Genomic DNA, 22,407 nt, shown 5'->3' with positions numbered 1-22,407 from the left:
TTTAAAAGATGCAAAAAAAGTTCGAAAAAAAACTAAACACTTGAGTACATTTAGTCGATATATATATTAGACGCTGTCCGGCAGGGCGGCCGACCTTAATGGTTCAGCGTTTACCACATGGATGTGGAACTAATTTATTTTCAGGGAGGAAATATTATTATGATTATCAATCACAATATTGCAGCAATGAACACTCACCGCCAACTGGGTACTAACACCACGAATACTAACAAAGCTATTGAAAAATTGTCTTCGGGTCTTCGTATCAACCGTGCAGGCGACGATGCTGCAGGTTTGGCTATTTCCGAAAAAATGCGTGGTCAAATCCGTGGTTTGGATATGGCTACTAAAAATGCTCAAGATGGTATTTCTTTGATTCAAACTGCTGAAGGTGCATTGAACGAAACACACAGCATTCTACAACGTATTCGTGAATTGGCTGTTCAATCTGCGAATGATACAAATACTAATGAAGACCGTGCTGAGCTTCAAAAAGAAGTAACTGAGTTGACTACTGAAATTACCCGTATCTCGACTGACACTGAATTTAATACTAAGAAATTGCTTAATGGGTCTGGCGTAAGCAATGCTGTATTCCAAATTGGAGCTAATACAGGTCAAGCTATTAAATTGTCAATCGGCGACATGAGTGCTGGAAAATCAGGACTTGGCTTGCAGTCCGTTGCTATCGGAACTCAAGTAGGTGCTAACTCAGCATTGGCTATTCTTGATAGTGCTATTACAAAAGTTTCTGCTGAACGTGCAAAATTGGGCGCTAATCAAAACCGTTTGGAACACACTATTAATAACTTGGGAACTACTTCTGAAAACTTGTCTGCAGCTGAATCCCGTATTCGTGATGTTGACATGGCTAAAGAAATGATGAATCAAACGAAGAACAACATTCTTGCTCAAGCTGCACAAGCAATGTTGGCACAAGCGAACCAACAACCACAAGCTGTGCTTCAATTGCTTCGTTAATAGTAATACAAAAAAAAGGAAGCCTCAGGGCTTCTTTTTTTTGTATTACTATTGCTAATCAGTAGGGTATGGAACTCCGATATATATAGTAAAACAACAAGTGACTTATGAGAGGATAACCATATGATCAAGACAGTTTCTTTATGCATGATCGTTAAAAATGAGGAAAAGTATTTGTCTAGATGTTTAGAAAGTGTACGTAATAAAGTTGATGAGATAATTATAATCGACACCGGATCGACTGATAGTACTCTTGAAATTGCGAAGCAATATACAAATAAAATATATCATTTCACTTGGGTTAATGATTTTGCAGCAGCAAGGAATGAATCGTTAAAATATGCAACTTCTCAGTATGTTCTTATATTAGATGCTGATGAATACTTGGATCCTGCAGCAGATCTCCAAAAGGATATCTCTAGTAACTTTGATTATTACTATGTAAAGATTATTAATGATATGTCGTACGGGACTATACTCAAACATACGGCTATACGGTTGTTTGCCAATCATAAAAAACTTATCTATCATAATCGTTTACATGAACATCTAAATGTTATGGATAATCAAGGGGATTATAAAGGTTCAGCGGGAGAATTAATTATTCACCACTCGGGTTACACGAATGAAGTTATACAAGATAAGGATAAGCAAAGACGTAATTTATCTCTAATGCTACAGGAAGTTAAGGAGAGTCCAACAGGATATAATTTCTTTAATATGGGTAAAACCTATATGTGGTTAGGAGAACATGAAAAAGCAATACCTTATTTGCAAAAGGCATACTCATTAAGCAAAGAAATGATAATTATACCAGAGATAATAGTTTCCCTTTGTTCGTGTTTAAAAGATTTACACAGATATGAAGAGGGTTTGATGATTCTAAAAGATGCTATTCCTATTTATCCAAATGAAACTGATATGAAATATATGCAAGGATGCTTGTTTATGGAAGCTGGATATACAAAAGATGCAATGAAGGCGTTCGAAAAATGTATAGAACTTGGAGATCAAGGTATAACTGTTACAGAAGGAAATGGAGGCTATTGGGCTCGGTATAAGTTGGCTGAAATTCATGAGGGAGCATATCAATTATTTGAAGGCTACGATCAAATTACGCAGGTTTTAAAAGAAAAGAAAACATTAGGTGTTGGGTTAGAAAAGTACTTTCAAATTGTATCAAAAGCAAACATTCCTCATGATGAGGTTTATGAAAATTTCAAGCAAATATATACGATAAGTGATGAGGAAGATTTAAAGCTAATACTTGAGGTGCTTTATAAATTACGACATCCACTACTATACAAATATGTTGACCTTTATAATGTCAGTCTTCAGGATAATATTATTGCGGTGGCAAAGCAATATAATAAGATGTATGAAGAAGCAAGAGCTAATTGGATGGTAATGGATGAAATACCGAAACAAAATGTTGAAGATGTTTTATTATTGGCACTGATTTTTAAAGATATGAAGCTTTTATTACTGGTAAGAGATGAATTGAATTTGAGTATTAAGGAATCAAAAGTATTGAATGCAATTATAAATCAGGATGCACTGGTATCTATGAAAATTACTACACCTATTGAAGGTTTACTTTATAGGATGTTAGAGCATTTGATTATTCTGAAAGAGTTTGATCATTTTCAATTATTATCGGAGTATTTTTTACAAGGATCAGTGGAGAATTCCTATAAATTAGGGGAATTGTTATCAGGTTATTCTTTCAAGGAACTTGCTATAGATATTCTAATACAATCATTCAGAAAAAGTCCGAATAATGTTAATGTTGTACGTTTACTTGGAGATATTTGTTTTGATTTAAATTATTTAGAAGACTCTCAGTTGTTTTATACTAAATTACTAGATATATGTCCAGAGTATAGTTCCTATGAAAGAATCTATAATTTATACGAAAAGTTGGATGACAAAAACGGAATGAGTGAAACAAAAAAAACCATGAGAAATAAATTCAAACTTTCTATTTCTGGTTAGTAATTAGACATTATGAGAAGGGTTGGGGGAAGTTTGAGTTTAGATAATTTGGAGAATTATTCAAGAGATTTTAAGGATAATATACAGAATTTGATTGAGAACGGTTATTTAGAAGAAGTTAAAGTAATGATACTAGAATATGAGAAAATTGTGGAAAAAGATTTTGAATTATATTCAATAAAAGGGACTATTGCTTTACTGGAGGGCGATCTAAAAAAGGCGGAAAAGTATTTTTTAGAGGGCTTAACTGAAAAACCATATGATAGCGATTTGATATATAATCTGGCTTATTTATACGAGATGAGAAAAGAAAATATTAGTGCTTATAGACAATATAAAAAGTTATTCCCTTTAGCATTGGGTGATCTAAAAGAAATTGTGTCATTAAAGATTACTGAACTTGAGAAATTAACTCAAGTAAATGATTATATTGAGAGAAAAAAAGTGCTTATTATAGCGTATATTTTTCCACCTCTCGGGGGATCCGGAGTACAGAGAACATTGAAGTTTGTGAAATATCTAAGGGATTTTGGATGGGAACCAGTTGTTCTCACAGTGGATGAAGGTGACTTTCCATTTACGGATAGTACATTAGAAAAAGAGATCCCGCAAGAGGTTGAAGTTATTAGAATTAGAGAGAACAAAGACTTAGATATTTATTATGTTAATAAGCTAATAGAAATGTACCAGACTGTTGTGGGAAATGATGTAATACTGAAGGAATATATTGAATTATTAGAAAGTAATCCAGATAAATTGAATGATTTTGCTTTTCTGCCGGATCATGCAATTGTTTTTGCTAAAGAAGTGCTGGACAAAATAAATGATCTTCTTAATTTTGATGAAATTGATCTTATTTATTCTACTTCAGGTCCATATTCAGATCATCTGATAGGATATTTTTTGAAGAATAAATATGAAAAAAAATGGATTTGTGATTTTAGAGATGAATGGACTAATAACCCATATGCAGATTTTGATAGAAAAAGCATTTTATTTAAAATGATAGAAAGCATGGAAATTAATATTTTGGAGAGCTGTGATAAAATTTTAACCACTACCCCGTTGGCAATGCAAAATTATATTAGAAGTTTTGATCTTGAAACTAATAAAATTGAGACAATAACTAATGGATATGATGAACAAGATTTCTCTGAATTATTAACTAGTAATGAACAGGGCGGGGATAAGAAATTCCGGATTATGCATAACGGAATTATATATATGATAAGAACCCCGGAAACCTTCATGAAGGCTGTCCATAATTTAGTGCTCTATGATCTAATTCCTAGAGAGAAAATAGAGATTATTTTTACATTAACGGAAAATGATGATCATTGGAGAGATATAGCAGAACAATTAGGAATAGACGATCTTGTGGATTTTTTGGGCTATCTAAATCATCAAGAAAGCTTATTGTATGCGTCTAATGCTGATCTTTTGTTACTGATAGTTGGACCTGGGGAAAAAAATAAATCTGTATATACAGGGAAAGTATTTGAATACCTAAGATTAGGAAAACGAATACTAGCACTTTCTCCTTCTGAAAGTCTTGTTGAAGCATTAATTAATAAGACTAGTAGAGGGGCGAATTATGAGTTTGAAGATGTTCAGGGTATGCAAGAATATATTTTAAGCTTGTACAAAGAATGGGAGACTAAAGAATTTTTGGATCTAGTTATTAATGAGGATATAAGAGGATTTGAGAGAAGACAGTTAACCCAAAAGTTAAGTGATGTATTTACTGAGGTTATTAAAGAAAATAATTAAATCTAGTGTACATTCTAGAGGGATACGAGGCTTGGAAACAAGCCTATATTAAACATTATAGCGAAGAAAATTTTCGGATTTACTATTAGATAATAGATTAACGAATTATATAGATATTGAATTGATAATTGAAAGGAGAATGGCAATATGAAAATATTAACTATAATTGGTGCACGACCCCAGTTTATTAAGGCAGCGCCATTCTCAGCATTATTTAGAGAAGAGAATGAGGAAATATTAGTTCATACAGGACAACACTATGATGCGAATATGTCTAATGTTTTTTTTGATGAACTCGGTATTCCAATACCTAATTATTATTTGGGTGTGGGTTCTGGGAGCCATGGTTTACAAACAGGACGAATGCTCGAAAAAATCGAAGAGATAATTAAAATAGAAAAACCTGATGGAACACTTGTATATGGCGATACAAATTCCACATTGGCAGGTGCGTTAGCCTCGAGTAAATTGCATATTCCAGTATTTCATGTCGAAGCAGGATTACGTAGTTATAATAAGGCTATGCCTGAAGAACAAAATAGAATATTAACTGACCATATTTCAAAACTATTATTATGTCCAACCGCAAACGCAGTCGAGAACCTAAAGCAAGAAGGTATAATTTCAGATGTGTTTAATACTGGAGATATTATGTATGATGCAGTACTTAGGAATATAGATATGTCTATAAACCAATATTCTAATGGAATTTGGCTATCTGAGATACATGGAGAAAATGGAATGATTCCTAAGTTACAGGAAAATGAATACTATTTAGCAACCATTCATCGTGCTGAAAATACTGATGATTGTGAAAAATTAGCCTATATCTTTGCAGCCTTAAGAGAGATGGATAAACCTGTAATTATGCCACTTCACCCAAGAACTCGTAAAATGATAGAAATGCAAAAAATTACAACTCACAATGTAATAATTATCGAACCAGTGGGTTATTTATTGATGTTATATTTGACAGCCCATGCCTATATGGTGTTGACAGACTCTGGTGGTCTGCAGAAAGAGGCATATTTTTTGAAGACTCCCTGTGTAACACTTAGGAACCAGACAGAATGGGTAGAAACCTTAGAGAATGATTGGAATGTTTTAAGTTCAATTGATAGTGAAAGTATTTTAACCGCAGCAAGTAGAAAGCTTGATTGTATGAATTATACACAACCTATGTTATTTGGTGATGGATATGCTGCTGACCGTATATACCAAGCTATAGTAAATGGAAGGATAACATAATGGATCTTTTAAAACAAAAATTAATGAATAAAACAGCAACACTGGGTGTTATTGGTTTGGGATATGTAGGTCTGCCTCTTGCTGTTGAAAAAGCAAAAGCTGGATATAAAACTATAGGATTTGATATTCAAAATTCTAAGGTTGATTTGGTTAATACAGGAGTGAACTATATTGGAGATGTCGTTAACGAAGATCTACAAGCTATCGTGCGTTCAGGCATGCTCTCGGCCACTACTGATTTTGCACAGGTTGCTAAAGCTGATTGTGTATGTATTTGTGTACCAACACCTCTAGATGAACATCAGCAGCCAGATATAAGTTATGTCAAGGCTTCTGCAGAGAGTATTGTTCCTTATATGCATAAAGATATGCTGATAGTGTTGGAATCAACAACATATCCAGGTACAACTGAAGAACTACTAAAACCTATTTTTGAAACCTCAGGATTAAAGTGCGGTGTTGAGTTTTATCTAGCATTTTCACCTGAACGAGTTGATCCGGGTAACCTTATTTACAAGACTAAAAATACACCAAAGGTAGTGGGTGGTGTTACACCAAATTGCACAGAAATCGCAGCGATTTTATACGAAAGTGTTTTGGAGGCACCTATTCACAGAGTATCTTCTCCGGCAATTGCAGAAATGGAAAAGATTCTTGAGAACACGTACCGAAATGTTAATATTGGCTTGGTCAATGAACTTGCAATTCTAAGTAACAAAATGGGTATTAACTTTTGGGAAGTTATTGAAGCTGCGAAATCAAAACCATATGGTTTTCAAGCATTCTATCCTGGACCGGGATTAGGTGGCCATTGTATACCGCTTGACCCTTATTACTTGTCATGGAAAGCACGTGAATATGGATTTCATACTTCAATGATTGAATCTTCAATGATGGTGAATGACCGAATGCCAGAATACTGTGTTGAGAGATCAAGTAAAATATTGAATAGATATAAAAAGGCTTTGAATGGATCGAAAATATTAGTTTTAGGAGTAACTTATAAGCAAGATATTAATGACTACAGGGAAAGTCCAGCGATTAGAGTGATTAATGAGTTTGAAAGGCAGAATGCTGAGGTTATTTTCTATGATCCTTATGTGTCTGAGTATCAGGAGCATGGGAAAATAAAAAAAGGCGAAACTGAATTGACAGCTCAACTCATTGAAAATGTTGATCTGGTAGTTGTTGCAACAGCACATACAACAGTAGACTACAGTCTCATACAGGAGTACGCTAAAGTGATTTTTGATACTAAGAATGCTATGAAAGATATTCAAAGTAGATGGAATATAGAATTGTTATAGGAGGCAATAACTTGAGCCTTAGATATGCACTAATTGGGTGTGGGAGAATATCACCAAATCATATAGCCGCAGCGATTGAAAATGATTTGCAGATAATTGCTCTATGTGATGTAGCGACCGAAAAAATGGACGAAGTGATTACTGTATTCAATCTAAAAAATGTTGCTCGGAAATATACTGATTATAAAGAGATGTTAGAAAAAGAGAGGCCCGAATTAGTAGCTATTTGTACTGAAAGTGGCAGCCATGGGCAAATTGCAATAGATGCTCTTAATGCGGGGTGTAATCTTATTATTGAGAAACCCATTGCATTATCATTAGTAGAAGCCGATAAAATTATTCAATTAGCAGCAGAAAAAAACCTCAAGGTAAGCGCATGTCATCAAAATCGTTTTAATAAGTCTATTCAAAAAATCAGAGAAGCTGTCGAGCAAGGAAGATTCGGAAAGTTGTTTCATGCAACTGCTCATGTTCGTTGGAATAGGGAAGAGAATTACTATAAACATTCTCCTTGGAGGGGGACATGGGAGCAAGACGGTGGTGCCCTAATGAACCAATGTATTCATAATATTGATTTATTGAGATGGATGATGAAAGACGAAATTGTTGAAGTTGTAGGAATGACAGATAATTTAAATCATGACTACATAGATGCTGAGGATCTTGGTATGGCAATTATAAAATTTAGAAATGGTAGTTATGGAGTTATCGAAGGAACTGTTAATGTTTTTCAGACAAATCTTGAAGAGACCTTGTACATTTTCGGAGAAAAGGGGACAGTAAAAGCAGGTGGGAAATCTGTGAATCTTATTGAAGAATGGCGTTTTGCGGACAATAGAGATAATCCGGATGAAGTTAAAGAAATGTATAATGAAGACCCACCAAATGTATATGGTTTTGGCCATAGACCACTATATGCAGATGTAATCGAAGCAGTTGAAAATGATAGGCAGCCGTATGTTACGGCTGAAGATGGTAGAAGAGCTTTAGAGCTTGTACTTGCTATATACAAGTCAGCATATGAAGGTAAAAGTATACAGTTACCCCTAGAAAAGGGGAGCACTATGGAGTTTAAAGGTAGGTTTAATAAATGAGTCACTTTGTGCATGAAAGTAGTTATGTTGATGATGATGTAAGCATTGGTGATGGAACGAAGGTGTGGCATTTTAGTCATATTCAAAGTGGGGTTCAAATTGGATCTAATTGCTCTCTTGGACAAAATGTCAATATATCAAATAATGTAAAAATTGGTAATGGGGTCAAAATCCAAAATAACGTATCAGTTTTTGAAGGAGTAGAATTGGAGGATTACGTTTTTTGTGGACCTTCTATGGTATTTACGAATGATTTAACGCCAAGAAGTAAATATCCTAAAGGAAGAAAAGGATATGAAAAGACAATAGTGAGATATGGTGCCACTATTGGAGCTAATGCAACTATTGTTTGTGGGAATACTATCGGTAAATGGGCGATGATAGCTTCAGGTGCTGTTGTAACTGAAGATGTCCCTGATTTTTCTTTGTGGGCAGGTGTACCTGCAAAACAGATTGGTTGGGTCTGTAAATGTGGCAAGTCACTTAAGGATAGAACGAACTGTATATATTGTGGAGAAAAATATATTGTTATTTCTGGTTTGCTTCAAGAAAATCGAATAGAAAAAGGGTAATTTTGAAGAGGTGGATGTATGCAATTTAGGGATCTGCAAGCCCAATATCAAAAATATAAGCAAGAGATAGATTCGGCTGTTCAAGAAGTATTACTTAATGGGGATTTCATTGATGGTAAAGTAATAAGTAAACTTGAAGAGCAACTGGCTGAGTATGTAGGCGTGGAACAATGTATTTCCTGTGCTAACGGCACTGAAGCTATGACATTGGTGTTGATGGCATATGGAATAAAAGAAGGGGATGCTGTATTCGTTCCTGACTTTACATTTTTCTCAACTGGAGAGGTTGTTTCCTTTAGAGGTGCAACTCCTGTATTTATAGACGTAGAGAGAGATACTTTTAATATTGATCCTTTAAAATTAGAAAAAACTATTCAAAGAACTATACAAGAAGGAAATTTAATACCAAAAGTTATTATTTCAGTAGACTTATTTGGTCTTCCTGCTAACTATTGTAAGATCGAGGAAATTGCAGATAGGTATAATCTGTTAGTGCTAGAGGATGGTGCTCAGGGGTTTGGAGGTAATATTAATGGAAGAAAAAATTGTAGTTTCGGTAATGCAGCAACTACTTCATTTTTTCCATCAAAACCTTTGGGATGTTACGGGGATGGAGGAGCGATTTTTACAAATGATAGTGGTTTAGCTGGAAAAATAAGATCTTTAAAGGTTCATGGTAAGGGAGAAAATAAATATGATAATGTTAGGGTAGGTGTCAATTCTAGACTGGATACGATTCAAGCTGCGGTACTAATTATAAAATTAAAAGCTTTTATTGAACACGAACTTGAAGATGTTAATAAATTTTCTCAGCAATACAATAATGAACTGAGTGGTATTGTAGAAACCCCTATTGTTCCAGAAGGTTTTTATTCCAGTTTTGCTCAATATACTATAAAGTTGAAAAGTAAAAAGCAAAGGGATGAATTGCAAGCAAGGTTAAGAGAAAATGATATCCCTAGTATGATCTACTACGTCAAACCAATGCATAAACAGAGAGCATTTTCATATTTAGAAGTAGACGATGAGAACTATACTGTAACTAATGAACTATGTGATGTCGTGTTGTCATTACCAATGCACCCATACCTGACAGAGGAAGATGTTCATAATGTGTGTGTGGTAATTAAAACTTGCATAGCTCCGTAATTTGAAGGGTTCAAAAACATTTTAAAAAATAAGAACTTCAGTCCCCTCTGTACTAAGATGTGGGACATTTGACGATTGATTTCTGTATGACGGTTGAGTGGAGTCCTTCGCTTTAATTGAAATGATTTTTATAGTATTTATCTGTACTATTTCTAAATTATCCCTTCCTGCAACCGATATATATATTATAAACTAAGTGTCGTTGGAGGTCGGGCTCATGAATGTACAGTTCTCCGTATCTGCTAATCCATCAACTGGTGGACAGAGCAGGTCTGAGTCAATACCTGGTAATGGAAAAGTCGGGTCAGTGAACGAATTGACTTCAGTTAAAGATATCAAGGATTTAAGTAGCAAAGAGCGTGAAGGCATTTCAGTCTCGGTTGCAGAGGAGCAGTTGATCAGGAATATTGAGCGCGCAGTGAAGACTTTACAAGGACCGAAAACTATTTTAGAAATCAGTGTACACGAGAAGACACATGACATTATGGTTAAGGTACTAAATGAAGACACTGGTGAATTGATTCGTGAAATACCGCCTGAAAAAACATTAGATCTAGTAGCGAAAATGATGGAAATTGCAGGAATTTTAATCGATCAACGTGTATAGGGAGGAGTGAACAAATGGTTCTTAGGGTTAATGGTTTTTCATCAGGAATGGACATTGATAGCATTGTTAAACAAATGATGTCGGCAAAAAGGCAGCCCCTGGATAAGCTTAATCAACAGAAAACTCTATTAGAGTGGCAGAGGGACAGTTATCGTGAGCTTAACAGTAAACTTGTAGATTTCAAAGCCAATAAGTTAAGTAGTTGGAACAAACAATCTCAAATGAATGCACAAAAGGCAGTAGTGAGTGGAAATACTCTTGCGGTAAAGGCAGAGGCAAATGCTGATGCTAATGGAGTAGAAATGAGTGTTCGGGTAACGAAACTGGCTACAAAATCTTCTTTAGAGTCAACAACACAGCTTACTACCAGTTCATCCGAAAAAGCAACGATTAGAACAAAATTGAGCGATATGCTAGGTGCGACTACTCCATTAGAATTTAAAGTTGATGGAGGGGTCACTCTTACTTTTACTGATGAAGACACCATATCCTCAGCGATTAGTAAAATTAATAGTAGTTCAGCAGGTGTGACGGCAAGTTTTGATGAGGTGAGTGGACGATTTACTATTTCGGCAAAAGAATACGGGGCTGACAATGTATTAGAGAAGAATAAGTTGAGCGGTTCTTTTTTAAGTCTAATGAATGTTGGTGCCGTGAAAAATGCGGAGAACGCTGAAGTTTATATTTCCAGTGGTAAGCAAGGAAGTACGGAAACTCCTGTTAAATATACTCCATCTTCCAACAATTTCACGGTTAATGGCATTCAATTAACTTTGCAAGGCTTGTCTGGAACAGCAGGTACTACAACAATTAATACACAGACAGATCCTACTAAAGCTATTGAAACCATTAAATCTTTCGTGGAAGCATATAATGAACTTATTAGCTTATTCACTAAAAAGACAGATGAGAACAAGTATCGTGATTTCGCGCCATTGACATCAGAGCAAAAGGAAGCGATGAAAGAGAGTGAAATCACAACATGGGAGGAAAAGGCGAAAAGCGGATTACTGAAGAATGATGCAATACTGAAGTCTACAGTTTCTGACTTTCGGTCCGTTATAACTTCTAAGCTTGGAGATCTTAGTTCATTTGGGATTACTACAGGACAATACTATGAGAACGGTAAATTATATATAAATGAAGAAAAATTAAAACAAGCCTTGACTGATAATCCGGAAAAGGTTACATCCTTGTTTCAGACTCCTTCGGGAGGTTCAGGTATATTTACAAGTCTTTCAACCTTAGCTGATAAAGCTCTGGATAAAATTGTATTGAAGGCGGGCACATCTAAATTCTCTGCGGATATAAATAGCACATACAAAACTGAGAGTGTTATGGGAAGACTTCTGAAGGATTATAATTCCCGAATTGATGCGTGGGCTGACAGATTGACTGATATGGAAACCAGATATTATAAGCAGTTTACTGCTATGGAAACTGCAATGAGTAAGTACAATTCCCAATCAAGTAGCTTATCAAGTTTTATGTCTAGCTAGTAAGAGAAAAGGGTGACACAAATGATAAATTCTCCTTATGAAAAATACCGTCAGTCATCGGTAAAAACATCGACCCCCTCACAGTTACTGATTATGTTATTTGATGGAGCGATTAGATTTGTAAGGGCGGGTATGGAAGGAATCGATTCAGTTGACTATCAAAAGACAAACATTAACCTGGGTAAAGCGCAGACAATTGTTAGTGAATTGATGTCAACACTGGATCCTACCTATGACATATCTAAAAGTTTGAATGATCTATACGAATATATAAATCATTTGTTGATTCAGGCGAATGTGAAGAAAGACAAGGTTCCTGCAGAAGAGGCGTTACAGTATTTAACTGAGTTCCGCTTAACTTGGTTGGAGGCGTCAAAGCTGGCACCAGCACACGAGAAGGCCCATGGATAATTGTATCTTAGAGTTAAATAAGATTACTCAAGATATTATTAATAGACTAGATAATTGTTCATATGAAGAATTAAATGATTTCGTCGAACAACGTCAAAATTTGATAGATCAACTCGAACAGCATGTGAAAAAACAGTCGATCGGTGTAAACCAGCAGCATCAGTTACGAGAGTTGTTGGAAGCCGATCCTATGATAATTGCAAGAATGCAACAACTTAAAAGTGAGGCAGCTAAGTGGCTTCAACAGAGAGAACAGGCCAAAACACAACGCAACGCCTATGAGGCCGCCTACACCCCAGACAGTTTTCTTATGGATCGCAAAAAATAGTTTTATCGGTGTTTCACTATAGGAGTAGACGGGTATTAAATACCGTCTGCTCCTTTTTTTGATCATTGTACCGAATCTATTTCTTGTTTATGGAAAATTTAATAGTTTATTTTACGTGGTAAATTATTGAATGTAAACATTTTCTTTTCCAATTGACAATAAAGAAGTTACGGTGGTATAGTCGAATTGTGAGCAAGACTCACGTTCATCTGATGACGAAGGGAATGTTTAATCAATGGAAGGTAAAGTAAAATGGTTTAACGCAGAAAAAGGTTATGGTTTTATCGAGACTGCAGACGGTGGCGACGTATTCGTACACTTTTCCGCGATTCAAACTGATGGTTTCAAGACATTGGATGAAGGTCAATCCGTAGAATTCGATATCGTTGAAGGTGCACGTGGACCACAAGCAGCTAACGTAATCAAATTATAATCATCCGGCGAAGCCGAACTACATATAAGTAGATGGTTAGCAATTTAGACAGCGCTAGCAGGGATCTTGGAATCTTCCAAGATCCTTTTTTTGTGCGTTCATATGTGTCTAGTATAGCCAATCCTAGTAAAGAAAATAGCCTATTTTGTAAATTCATTTTATGGAAAATGTTAGAACTCTGCAAAAGGTGGGTAATAGATATACGTTGAGCTGTTTATCTTACCTCGACACACACTATGTTAGCCTAGGTTACTACATTCACGAAGAAATTCAATATAGCCTAAGCTATCAAAACAATTAGGAGGGTGATTAGCAGGATGAAGAAGATGTGGCGCGGTCTTATGACCGGAATATTAGGTACTAGTATGTTATTGGGGTCTCTCGGCAGCGTATCTGCTGCAACTGTACCTAAGGATATTCAAGGCCACTGGGCACAAGGTCAGCTGCAGGAATGGCTAGATAGAGGTTACCTTGGAGGCTACCCAGATGGAACGGTGAAACCAAACAAAGCAATTACGCGTGGTGAGTATGTGACTATGGTAAATCGCCTGTTAGGGTTTACAACTAAAGCAACAGTAACTTTCAAAGATATGAAAAGCACAAACTGGAATTACAGTGAAGTGGCTAAAGCTGTGGAAGCTGGATATATCGGAGGATACGAGGATAATACGTTCCGTCCTAATAATCCGCTTACAAGAGAAGAAGCAGCTGTAATTACTGCAAAATTACTTAAATTGAGCACCAATACAACTTCGAACAAATTTAAAGACAATGCACAAATTGCAGCATGGGCAAAAGGTGCTGTAGCAGCCGCAGTGGAAAAGAAGATTGTTAACGGTTATCCAGATGGAACCTTTGGTCCTAAGAGATCGTTAACACGTGCCGAGGCTGTAGGTATTATCAATACTTCAGCTATTTATTATCCTGGTAGTGGCACAGGTGGTGGTGTAACACCTACACCAACTCCAACGGCTACTCCGACACCAACAGCTACACCAACCCCAACTGCTGCTCCAGGTGGCAGTACTGGCGGAGGTTCTGGTGGTGGTAACGGTGGCGGCGAAAGTAGCACAGCGCCAACAGTAAGTGGGGCAACCTACGGTAATGTTGGTTCGGTCACAGCGGATGTATACCTGACACCTTCCGTAACTGGTGCAGTATACTATGTTGTAGCTCCTTATAATGCTGATGTAACTGCTCCAACTGCATTGCAGGTGGAAAAAGGACAAATTAGTAACGGGACTGCAAGTGGTATCCATGGTAGTGTTGCGACTGTAGCTGAAACAACGGTTACATTCTCTGTTTACGGATTGAATCCTGGTACAGAATATGCAACATATATCACGCTGGCGGATGCAGCTGGTAACTTGTCTACTGTAACGACAGTTCGGTTGACTACTGCTCAAGCTACTGCTAGCTCGATTTCGCTTTTTGAGCCGGGACAAGTTAGTACAGTTACAGCAGATGTATATGTTAAATATGGTGTGACAGGTGGCACTACAACCCCAGTTAGATATGTAGTATTGCCAGCAAATGATAAGGCACCTACTGCAGCGCAGATTGCTTTAGGTCAAAATGGTAGCGGTACTGCACTGGCTGCTCCATGGACTGACACACTTACGTTTGCTCCTGGTGTAAAACGTACACAGACCCTAACTGGTTTAGCAGCAAATACTGCCTATAAGGTATATGTTATTGCAGGATCGGGTTCTCAATGGTCCCCTGTAGAAATCATTCAAATTCATACCAAATAGCCTGACCTTATGTGATTTCATTCGGAGAATATAAGAGTGGAATCCGTACTATAATAACGACAGGTTTACTTTTGGTCCGGTAGGGCGATTGGTTGCTCTTACCGGACTTGTTTTATTTGTGAACGCTATGACAACATTTGTTATCTAAATGTAAGGGCTGTAAGGAATTGCTTTTTACTTAGCGCTTACAATTTGGTATAATGAAGGTGTAACTAAAGGAGGAGTGGCCATGCAATTCACCATTCGAGGTCAACAAATTGACGTGACCGACGCTTTGAGAGAGTATGTTGATAAGAAGCTCAGCAAACTTGAGAAGTATTTCGAAGCACCCCCTACCTCTGAAGGGTCTGTGACGCTTGGCGTAGTTCGCGGCCTTCATACGGTGGAAGTAACCATTCCGCTTGCTGGCGTGACGCTTCGTGCGGAAGATCGCAGCGATGACATGTATGCTTCCATAGACGCCGTTGTGGACAAGCTGGAACGCCAAATTCGCAAACACAAAACGAAGCTGAACCGTAAGTTCCGTCAAGAGGGACTCAAGACGCTGTTTGTGGATGGAGCTAGTGCCGCTGTTGCTGTAGAAGAACAAGATTATGATGATTTAGAAGTGGTTAGGAACAAACGCTTTACGATGAAGCCGATGGATGTGGAAGAAGCAATTCTGCAAATGAACATGGTAGGACATAATTTCTTTGTGTTTTCCAATATCGACACCTCGGAAGTTAGCGTAGTTTACAAACGTGATGATGGTAAATATGGACTGATTGAACAGGGCTAAGATACAATGATGCCAGTTATGCTCTAAGTATAAAGGGCCTCGAGAGTTAGTCAGAACCTAGGAAATTTAAACCGAGCCCCTATTCGCTTATAGCGAATAGGGCTCTTGTGCGTATATATGAAAAATGTGGCTGTTACACCTTGTATTGCGGCATCTCTTACAAACTGTTACAATTTATGAAGCAGCGGAATCGAATTTATAAATGGCCCTTTCAATTTTGTGAGGATGGGCTCGGTTCCACCATCTGTGTTGCATGAAAGGGGTTAACCATGCTAGGACTTGTAAAGAAAATATTCGGAGACACAAACGATCGTGACGTTAAACGTCTCATGAAGACAGTCGATGTAATTAATGGATTGGAGCCGGAATTTGTAGCACTATCCGATGAAGCTTTAAAAGCTAAGACGGAAGAGTTCCGCGCCCGTATTGAGAAAGGCGAAACCTTGGAAGAAATTCTTCCTGAGGCGTTTGCAACCGTACGTGAAGCTTCCAAACGGACGCTTGGCATGCGGCATTTTGATGTACAGTTAATTGGTGGTATGGCCCTGCATGAAGGCCGAATCTCCGAGATGAAGACTGGTGAAGGTAAGACTCTAGTAGGAACATTGCCAGTGTACTTAAATGCTTTGCTTGGTAAAGGCGTACACGTAGTAACGGTCAATGACTATTTGGCTCAGCGCGACAGCGCACAAATGGCACAAATCTATAACTTCCTGGGCATGACGGTTGGGGTTAACCTAAGCGGTATGGACCATGCTGATAAACAAGATGCTTACGCCTGCGATATTACGTATGGCACGAACAACGAATTTGGTTTCGATTATTTGCGTGACAACATGGTGCTTTATAAAGAACAAATGGTTCAGCGCCCTCTTTATTTCTGTATTATTGATGAAGTGGACTCCATTCTTATTGATGAAGCACGTACACCTCTTATCATTTCCGGACAAGCTGAGAAGTCTACTGAATTGTACTTTGCAGCAGACCGCTTTGTGAAAAAGCTTAAAGCTGAAGAAGACTACACAGTTGATATCAAAGTGAAGTCTGTAGCCTTGACTGAAAAAGGTGTAGCTACTGCTGAACGTGCTTTTGGTATTGAGAACTTGTATGATCACAGTCATGTAACCTTGAATCACCATATCGTCCAAGCCCTGAAAGCAAACGTAATTATGCGTCGTGACGTAGACTACGTTGTTAACGAGGGTGAGGTCGTTATTGTTGATGAATTTACAGGACGTTTAATGTCAGGCCGTCGTTATAGTGACGGTTTGCACCAAGCGATTGAAGCGAAGGAAGAAATCGAAGTACAGAATGAGAGCATGACGCTTGCTACGATTACTTTCCAGAACTATTTCCGTATGTATCGCAAATTGGGCGGTATGACAGGTACAGCTAAAACTGAGGAAGAAGAGTTCAAGAAGATTTATGGTCTTGAAGTTCTTCAAGTCCCTACGAATAAACCGAATCAGCGCATAGATATGCCGGATGTTGTCTACAAGAGTGAGAACGGTAAGTTCAACGCTGTAGTGGCAGAAATTGTAGAACGTCACAAAAAGAACCAACCTGTACTTGTGGGTACAGTGTCGATTGAGAATTCAGAGCTCGTATCTGAAATGCTGAAGCGCAAAGGCGTTAGACACCAAGTGCTTAACGCGAAGCATCATGCTGCGGAAGCTGAAATCATTACACACGCAGGTCAGCCAGGTACAGTTACGATTGCTACCAACATGGCTGGTCGGGGTACAGATATCGTTCTAGGTGAAGGTGTGACAGATCTTGGAGGTCTGCATATCATTGGTACAGAGCGTCATGAATCGCGCCGGATTGATAACCAGCTGCGTGGTCGTGCGGGTCGTCAAGGAGACCCAGGTTCTACACAATTCTACTTGTCCCTTGGGGATGAGTTGATGAAGCGTTTCGGCGCTGACAACGTTTTGAGTATGATGGATCGCCTTGGCTTTGAGGAAGATCAGCCGATTGAGAGCCGCATGATTACGCGTGCTGTGGAATCTGCTCAGAAACGTGTTGAAGGTAATAACTTTGATATTCGTAAAGTCGTATTGCAATATGATGACGTGATGAATCAACAGCGTGAAATTATTTATAAACAACGCCGTGAGATTCTGGAGTCTGAAAATATTAAAGATATCGTACTTGAAATGATTAAGCCGGTTATTGAACGTATTGTTCACGCACACTGCAGTGACGATATTCCTGAGAACTGGGAGCTGCAAGAAGTTGCTGATTACGTAAACAGCAAGCTGCTTGAAGAAGGTGCTTTGACTCGCGATATTCTGTGGGGCAAGGAAGCAGAAGAGATCATTGAGTACATCTTTGAACGTGTACTTGAGAAATATGCTGCTCGTGAAGAACGCCTAGGTTCAGAATTGGTACGTGAATTCGAGAAGGTAATCGTGCTGCGCTCCGTGGACAGCAAGTGGATGGATCATATCGATGCGATGGATCAATTGCGTCAAGGGATTCACCTGCGTGCTTACGGTGGTACAGATCCACTTCGCGAGTATCAATTCGAAGGATTCGAAATGTTTAATACTATGACGGCTACGATTCAAGAAGAAGTAGCTACTTATATTATGAAGGCTCACATCGAGACAAATCAGGAGCGTCAATCCGTTGTAGAGGAAAATAAAATTTCCACTAACAGCGAACCTGCTGAGAAACGTCCGGTACATGTTGAGGCGGCAGCTGGTCGTAATGATCTTTGCCCTTGCGGAAGCGGCAAGAAGTACAAGAACTGCCACGGTCAAAACGCATAAGACAAACGTTTAGTAGCGCTCATATTCAGGTGTTGAAGATGTAAGTCTTTAACCCTGATCTCTATGGGTATACTAACCATAAAGAGCGGCTGGGCCCGGGGGTATCCCCCGTTTACGGCCCAGTCGCTTTTTTTGGATATTTAGCACTTTGAGTGAATGTGGAATGGAGAGAAGGTTTGGAACTGGAGAAACGGAGTGTTCGCCTTTGTTTCGGGATTCCAACCGCTATGCGGTTATCAATTCAAGGAATCTGGAAACAACAGCGATCGGAAGTCCAATCCTTCTCGGAATGGCTGAACATTCACTCATTACTAACTTTCCAATAACGACGACCGTAACAACCTATTTTGAAAGGTGAAGTGACCATATGATTGAAGCTAATGTAAAGCAGGATCTGCGTGAAATAGGCAAGAAACTAACTGACCTTAGGGGGTCTCTTTGACTTAGATCTTAAGCAAGAGATGATCTCGAACTTTGAAGAAAAAATGGCTGCTCCAGGCTTCTGGGATAATCCAGAGCAGGCACAGAGCGTGATCGGCGAGATGAATGCCGTGAAATCGTCCGTGGATCAATACGAGAAGCTGCAACAAGAATACGACGATGCTGCGATGATGGCAGAGCTTGCGGATGAAGAGGGCGATGAAGATCTTGCGGCAGAGATTGGGGAGACGATCAGCAGTTTAGGCAGCAAAGTGGATGAATTCGAGCTGCAATTGCTACTTAACCAGCCGTATGACAAGCTGAATGCTATTCTTGAGCTCCATCCAGGTGCGGGCGGTACGGAATCCCAAGACTGGGGCCAGATGCTACTGCGGATGTATACCCGTTGGGCTGAAAAACGTGGATTCAAGGTTGAGGTGCTGGACTACTTACCGGGTGATGAAGCGGGAATCAAGAGTGTCACATTACTTATTAAAGGCTTCAACGCCTACGGATATCTGAAAGCTGAAAAAGGTGTACATCGGCTAGTACGGATTTCTCCGTTTGACTCTTCGGGCAGACGGCATACCTCTTTTGTATCCTGTGATGTCGTTCCGGAAATTGCCGATGATGTAGAAGTTGAAATTCGTACTGAGGATTTGAAGATCGATACGTATCGGGCGAGCGGCGCCGGTGGACAGCATATCAATACCACAGACTCTGCGGTGCGGATTACTCACTTACCTACGGGTGTGGTGGTAACCTGTCAGAACGAACGTTCACAGATCAAAAACCGCGAGCAAGCAATGAAGATGCTGCGTTCCAAGTTGTATGAGCGTAAACTGCAAGAACAGCAACAGCATTTGGATGAGATTCGCGGTGAGCAATCCGATATTGCTTGGGGCAGTCAGATCCGTTCCTATGTATTCCATCCGTATAACATGGTTAAGGATCACCGTACTTCCGTGGAAACGGGGAATGTGGGTTCTGTTATGGACGGAGATATTGATGTATTCATTGATGGTTACCTGCGTAGCCAGATCAAGATTGAGGCAGAATAAAAGAGAAAGTTTCGGGGGAAACGGATACCATTCATGGATTAGGATGGGATGGCCGTTTCTTCTTTCGTAGAGCAAGATGACACTTTAAGGAGAGCCTTTGAAATGCAAAAAGTCAATTCACGTAATAAACCCCCACTGATTCCTCTGAATGGCCCACTCCGACATGTGGTGGATACGATGTTAATTTTGCTCGGATCGCTAGTTACAGCGCTGGGGTTTAATCTTTTTTTTCTGCCTAATCATATTGCTTCTGGTGGTGTATCCGGTCTGTCGGTATTGGCTGAAGCTTGGTTTGGGGCTGAGCCGGCATTTACGCAATGGGCGCTTAATATTCCGTTGTTTGTACTCGGGGTAATCTTCTTGGGTAAACAATACGGAGTTCGCTCGCTCCTTGGGAGCTTTGTGTTGCCGCTCTTTATCTTGTTGACAAAAGATTTGCCTGCACCTACCACCAATCCACTCTTAGCCTCCATTTATGGCGGTATCTGTGTGGGGGTGGGGTTAGGTCTTGTGTTCCGCGGACGGGGCTCGACAGGTGGACTTACTATTTTGGCGCAGATTATTCAAAAGATATCCGGTCTCAGCTTCTCGATTTCTGTAGTGCTGCTGGACGGGACGGTCATTGTGCTGGCTGCTTTTATACTCGGTATGGAACAAGCACTGTATGCACTGATCGGTCTGTTTGTTACAGGTAAGGCCATTAATGCGATAGAGGTAGGCTTCCGTTATACAAAGGTGGCTTACATAATCTCGGACAAGACGGAAGAAATATCTGAGGCGATTTTGAATGATCTGGATCGGGGTCTGACGAAGCTGGATGCACATGGCGGTTATACTGGTGATGAGCGTACGGTGCTAATGGTTGTAGTAGGTCAGAATGAGGTTTCCAGATTAAAAGCGATTGTTCAATCGGTAGATACTAGTGCTTTTGTGATTATAACTGAGGCGCATGAGGTGCTGGGTGAAGGCTTTAAAAGAGAAGTGTAATTTCTCCGAAAGGAGAAGCTACGCTTCTCTTTTTTTGTAAATAGAATTATATTTAGGAATAAAGAAAGTTAACACTATGTGTTGTATTTATATTAATTCAGTCGTATAATAATACATATTTCTAAGACGGTATGCATTATATTATTTATTATAATTCATGATAAGCAGGAAGTGGGGATGACAGTGGAAGGCAAGCTGAGAGCGGCGATTGTTGGATCAACGGGTTATGGGGGCGTAGAGCTGATTCGGCTGCTACAAAGTCATCCTAAGGTAGAGATTACTTCGGTAATTTCCTCATCAAGTGCAGGGGATGCTATAGAGGAAGGTTTTCCGCATTTGACGGGCATCATTGATCGAAGGCTGGATGGCGTTGACCCGGCTCAGATGGCTGAGCGGGCGGATGTGGTATTTACGGCAACGCCGTCGGGTGTGAGCGCAAAGCTGGTGCCGCAGCTGCTGGAAGCTGGACTTAAGGTCGTGGATCTGTCCGGTGATTTCCGATTGAAGGATGGTGCAGAGTATGAGCACTGGTATAAACATCCCGCTCCGGCTGATGAATATCTAGAGCAGGCTGTATACGGACTTTGCGAGGTGTTTGGAGAGCGTGCGGCTGGGGTTGATTTTATATCTAATCCAGGCTGTTATCCTACAGCTACACTTCTTGGACTAATTCCTGCAATTCAGGCAGGTTGGATTAAGCACGACAGTATTATTATTGATGCGAAATCAGGAGTTACTGGAGCAGGACGCGGAACAAGCCTGATGGTACATTATGCAGAGATTAATGAGAACTTTAAAGCTTATAAAATCAATAAGCATCAACATATACCAGAAATTGAGCAGACGCTCACAGAGATTGCGGGAGAAAAGGTAACGGTAACGTTCACCACACATCTCGTGCCGATGAGCCGGGGAATTATGAGTACGATGTATGCAGGGATGATGGACAATTATACGGAGCAGGATTTTGTGAATTTATACCGTGAATATTATGCGGGCCGGCCATATGTGCGGGTGCGTGATGTAGGTGTGATTCCGGCGACAAAAGAAGTTAGCGGCTCTAATTATTGTGATATTGGATTTGCAACAGATGCTCGTACAGGGCGGGTGACCATAGTCTCCGTCATTGATAATGTTGTAAAAGGTGCGGCAGGGCAGGCAATACAGAACCTTAATTTGATGATGGGATGGGAGGAAACCCTTGGCCTCGGCTACACACCTGTGTATCCATAAGGA

General features: G+C 39.2%; 19 protein-coding genes. All 19 read left to right on the top strand.

Annotated elements, in window-relative coordinates; all coding sequences use genetic code 11:
- Positions 1 to 159 precede the first annotated feature (159 nt).
- Positions 160 to 981, top strand: a complete 822-nt coding sequence (locus MHB37_RS29475) for a flagellin (protein ID WP_038573606.1) — start codon at positions 160 to 162, stop codon at positions 979 to 981.
- Between the two features lie 123 nt (positions 982 to 1,104).
- The gene (locus MHB37_RS29470) at positions 1,105 to 2,976 is read left to right on the top strand and encodes a glycosyltransferase (RefSeq protein WP_076192389.1); all 1,872 of its coding nucleotides are present in this window, start codon (positions 1,105 to 1,107) and stop codon (positions 2,974 to 2,976) included.
- 33 nt (positions 2,977 to 3,009) lie between these two features.
- The gene (locus tag MHB37_RS29465; protein WP_076192392.1) at positions 3,010 to 4,746 is read left to right on the top strand and encodes a hypothetical protein; all 1,737 of its coding nucleotides are present in this window, start codon (positions 3,010 to 3,012) and stop codon (positions 4,744 to 4,746) included.
- 147 nt (positions 4,747 to 4,893) lie between these two features.
- On the top strand, positions 4,894 to 5,994 hold the full coding sequence (gene wecB / locus MHB37_RS29460) for a non-hydrolyzing UDP-N-acetylglucosamine 2-epimerase (protein ID WP_076192395.1): 1,101 nt from the start codon (positions 4,894 to 4,896) through the stop codon (positions 5,992 to 5,994).
- Positions 5,994 to 7,301 (top strand): nucleotide sugar dehydrogenase, encoded by a 1,308-nt coding sequence (locus MHB37_RS29455; RefSeq protein WP_076192397.1) that lies wholly within the window; start codon positions 5,994 to 5,996, stop codon positions 7,299 to 7,301. The genes wecB and MHB37_RS29455 overlap by 1 nt, the downstream gene beginning before the upstream one ends.
- 11 nt (positions 7,302 to 7,312) lie before the next feature.
- The gene (locus MHB37_RS29450; RefSeq protein ID WP_038573598.1) at positions 7,313 to 8,395 is read left to right on the top strand and encodes a Gfo/Idh/MocA family protein; all 1,083 of its coding nucleotides are present in this window, start codon (positions 7,313 to 7,315) and stop codon (positions 8,393 to 8,395) included.
- The gene (locus MHB37_RS29445; protein ID WP_038573596.1) at positions 8,392 to 8,967 is read left to right on the top strand and encodes an N-acetyltransferase; all 576 of its coding nucleotides are present in this window, start codon (positions 8,392 to 8,394) and stop codon (positions 8,965 to 8,967) included. Before MHB37_RS29450 ends, MHB37_RS29445 begins: the two co-directional genes overlap by 4 nt.
- A gap of 18 nt (positions 8,968 to 8,985) precedes the next feature.
- Positions 8,986 to 10,116 (top strand): DegT/DnrJ/EryC1/StrS aminotransferase family protein, encoded by a 1,131-nt coding sequence (locus MHB37_RS29440; RefSeq protein WP_076192400.1) that lies wholly within the window; start codon positions 8,986 to 8,988, stop codon positions 10,114 to 10,116.
- Between the two features lie 217 nt (positions 10,117 to 10,333).
- Entirely contained in the window at positions 10,334 to 10,723 is a 390-nt protein-coding gene (locus tag MHB37_RS29435) for a flagellar protein FlaG (RefSeq protein ID WP_038573590.1), read from the top strand.
- Positions 10,724 to 10,737: 14 nt separating this feature from the next.
- The gene (gene fliD, locus MHB37_RS29430; RefSeq protein WP_076192403.1) at positions 10,738 to 12,222 is read left to right on the top strand and encodes a flagellar filament capping protein FliD; all 1,485 of its coding nucleotides are present in this window, start codon (positions 10,738 to 10,740) and stop codon (positions 12,220 to 12,222) included.
- Positions 12,223 to 12,243: 21 nt separating this feature from the next.
- Positions 12,244 to 12,633: a flagellar export chaperone FliS gene (gene fliS / locus MHB37_RS29425; protein ID WP_076192405.1), complete on the top strand. Its 390-nt coding sequence runs from the start codon at positions 12,244 to 12,246 to the stop codon at positions 12,631 to 12,633.
- Positions 12,626 to 12,961, top strand: a complete 336-nt coding sequence (locus MHB37_RS29420; protein WP_076192408.1) for a hypothetical protein — start codon at positions 12,626 to 12,628, stop codon at positions 12,959 to 12,961. The genes fliS and MHB37_RS29420 overlap by 8 nt, the downstream gene beginning before the upstream one ends.
- 235 nt (positions 12,962 to 13,196) lie before the next feature.
- A complete protein-coding gene (locus tag MHB37_RS29415) occupies positions 13,197 to 13,394 on the top strand; it encodes a cold shock domain-containing protein (RefSeq protein ID WP_019915069.1) in 198 nt (65 codons plus the stop codon).
- Between the two features lie 317 nt (positions 13,395 to 13,711).
- Positions 13,712 to 15,148 (top strand): S-layer homology domain-containing protein, encoded by a 1,437-nt coding sequence (locus MHB37_RS29410; RefSeq protein ID WP_076192410.1) that lies wholly within the window; start codon positions 13,712 to 13,714, stop codon positions 15,146 to 15,148.
- Between the two features lie 229 nt (positions 15,149 to 15,377).
- The gene (gene hpf / locus MHB37_RS29405) at positions 15,378 to 15,926 is read left to right on the top strand and encodes a ribosome hibernation-promoting factor, HPF/YfiA family (protein WP_036678506.1); all 549 of its coding nucleotides are present in this window, start codon (positions 15,378 to 15,380) and stop codon (positions 15,924 to 15,926) included.
- A 269-nt stretch (positions 15,927 to 16,195) separates the two neighbouring features.
- Positions 16,196 to 18,703: a preprotein translocase subunit SecA gene (secA, locus tag MHB37_RS29400; RefSeq protein ID WP_036678509.1), complete on the top strand. Its 2,508-nt coding sequence runs from the start codon at positions 16,196 to 16,198 to the stop codon at positions 18,701 to 18,703.
- Between the two features lie 367 nt (positions 18,704 to 19,070).
- Positions 19,071 to 20,184 (top strand): peptide chain release factor 2 gene (gene prfB / locus MHB37_RS29395; RefSeq protein ID WP_139329815.1). Its coding sequence is split into 2 segments (ribosomal slippage): positions 19,071 to 19,142 and positions 19,144 to 20,184, totalling 1,113 coding nucleotides; the frame shifts between segments, so codons are not numbered across the junction.
- A gap of 102 nt (positions 20,185 to 20,286) precedes the next feature.
- Complete coding sequence (locus MHB37_RS29390; RefSeq protein ID WP_036678511.1) at positions 20,287 to 21,171, top strand: YitT family protein; 885 nt, start codon at positions 20,287 to 20,289, stop codon at positions 21,169 to 21,171.
- Positions 21,172 to 21,348: 177 nt separating this feature from the next.
- Positions 21,349 to 22,404, top strand: coding sequence for an N-acetyl-gamma-glutamyl-phosphate reductase (gene argC, locus MHB37_RS29385; RefSeq protein ID WP_076192412.1), 1,056 nt, complete (start codon positions 21,349 to 21,351; stop codon positions 22,402 to 22,404).
- Positions 22,405 to 22,407: the final 3 nt, after the last annotated feature.

Source organism: Paenibacillus sp. FSL H3-0286 (assembly GCF_045040705.1).
Classification (GTDB): Bacteria; Bacillota; Bacilli; order Paenibacillales; family Paenibacillaceae; genus Paenibacillus_AQ; species Paenibacillus_AQ odorifer.
Note: the sequence above shows the minus strand (reverse complement) of the source record. Positions and strands in the feature narration are given on the sequence as shown.

Bases quoted from the DNA above. Each gene is read 5' to 3' on its own strand.
- MHB37_RS29475 (WP_038573606.1), top strand. From the start codon at position 160: ATGATTATCAATCACAATATTGCAGCAATGAACACTCACCGCCAACTG.
- MHB37_RS29470 (WP_076192389.1), top strand. From the start codon at position 1,105: ATGATCAAGACAGTTTCTTTATGCATGATCGTTAAAAATGAGGAAAAG.
- wecB (WP_076192395.1), top strand. From the start codon at position 4,894: ATGAAAATATTAACTATAATTGGTGCACGACCCCAGTTTATTAAGGCA.
- MHB37_RS29455 (WP_076192397.1), top strand. From the start codon at position 5,994: ATGGATCTTTTAAAACAAAAATTAATGAATAAAACAGCAACACTGGGT.
- MHB37_RS29445 (WP_038573596.1), top strand. From the start codon at position 8,392: ATGAGTCACTTTGTGCATGAAAGTAGTTATGTTGATGATGATGTAAGC.
- MHB37_RS29440 (WP_076192400.1), top strand. From the start codon at position 8,986: ATGCAATTTAGGGATCTGCAAGCCCAATATCAAAAATATAAGCAAGAG.
- MHB37_RS29435 (WP_038573590.1), top strand. From the start codon at position 10,334: ATGAATGTACAGTTCTCCGTATCTGCTAATCCATCAACTGGTGGACAG.
- fliD (WP_076192403.1), top strand. From the start codon at position 10,738: ATGGTTCTTAGGGTTAATGGTTTTTCATCAGGAATGGACATTGATAGC.
- fliS (WP_076192405.1), top strand. From the start codon at position 12,244: ATGATAAATTCTCCTTATGAAAAATACCGTCAGTCATCGGTAAAAACA.
- MHB37_RS29420 (WP_076192408.1), top strand. From the start codon at position 12,626: ATGGATAATTGTATCTTAGAGTTAAATAAGATTACTCAAGATATTATT.
- MHB37_RS29415 (WP_019915069.1), top strand. From the start codon at position 13,197: ATGGAAGGTAAAGTAAAATGGTTTAACGCAGAAAAAGGTTATGGTTTT.
- MHB37_RS29410 (WP_076192410.1), top strand. From the start codon at position 13,712: ATGAAGAAGATGTGGCGCGGTCTTATGACCGGAATATTAGGTACTAGT.
- hpf (WP_036678506.1), top strand. From the start codon at position 15,378: ATGCAATTCACCATTCGAGGTCAACAAATTGACGTGACCGACGCTTTG.
- secA (WP_036678509.1), top strand. From the start codon at position 16,196: ATGCTAGGACTTGTAAAGAAAATATTCGGAGACACAAACGATCGTGAC.
- MHB37_RS29390 (WP_036678511.1), top strand. From the start codon at position 20,287: ATGCAAAAAGTCAATTCACGTAATAAACCCCCACTGATTCCTCTGAAT.
- argC (WP_076192412.1), top strand. From the start codon at position 21,349: ATGACAGTGGAAGGCAAGCTGAGAGCGGCGATTGTTGGATCAACGGGT.